This window comes from Pseudonocardia sp. SID8383 (assembly GCF_009864975.1).
Lineage (GTDB): Bacteria > Actinomycetota > Actinomycetes > Mycobacteriales > Pseudonocardiaceae > Pseudonocardia > Pseudonocardia alni.
In genome coordinates, this window is sequence record NZ_WWFY01000571.1 from 1 (window position 1) to 731 (window position 731).

Below are 731 nucleotides of genomic sequence, written 5' to 3' on the forward strand. Positions count from 1 at the left end.
GCGGCCGGGTCTCGTCCAGCGGGCCCCGCGGGTCCGGCGGGCCACTGGTGCCGACGTCGTCGCGCTCGCGGTCCCCGGCGGTCTCCCGGCCCCCGGCCAGTACCTCGGGGTTGCGGCGCACCCCGGACGGCTCCGGGGTGGCGGGGTCCTCGCCGCGGGCGAGGGCCAGCACGTCGTCGGAGACCTTCTCGGTCTCGTCGCCGTCGCCGGGCAGCGGGGCGGTGCGGGCCCGGTCGATGCCGTCGTCGATGGCGGCCAGCCGCTCCGCGCAGGCGTCACGGTTGCGGGCGCGCAGGTCGCGCTGCTCCTCCAGCGACGCGGCCGCGGCCATCTGGTCGGGAGTCCGGCGGGTGGCCGGCGGCAGGTCGGCGACGATCCGGTCCATCTCGGCGAGCTGCTGCTCGGCGGCGGCCAGCGCGTCCACGGCGTCCTGCCGGGACGTGTAGACCTGCAGCTGCGACTGCAGGGCGGCACGCTGCTGGAGCAGGGTGTCGCGCTGCTGCTGCAGCTTCGCGACCGCGGCCGGGGTGCGGTCCGACTCGTGCGCGGACGCCTGCCAGGTCCGTTCGCTCGCGTTGAGCGTCCCGAGCTCGTCGTCGAGCGCCGCCAGCGCGATGCGGGCCTGCCCGGCCCACTGGTCGGCGGTGCGGTCCTGCGGCGCCGGGACCCCGGTCACCGCCGGCGAGGTCGTCAGGGCGTACCCGCCGAGGAGCACGGCCGTCGCCCCGATC

At 78.1% G+C, this 731-nt stretch carries 1 protein-coding gene; it reads right to left on the minus strand.

The window, feature by feature from the left end:
- Window positions 1-731 (minus strand): hypothetical protein (locus GTW08_RS13895; protein ID WP_202417149.1); only part of this gene is annotated, 731 nt, incomplete at both ends.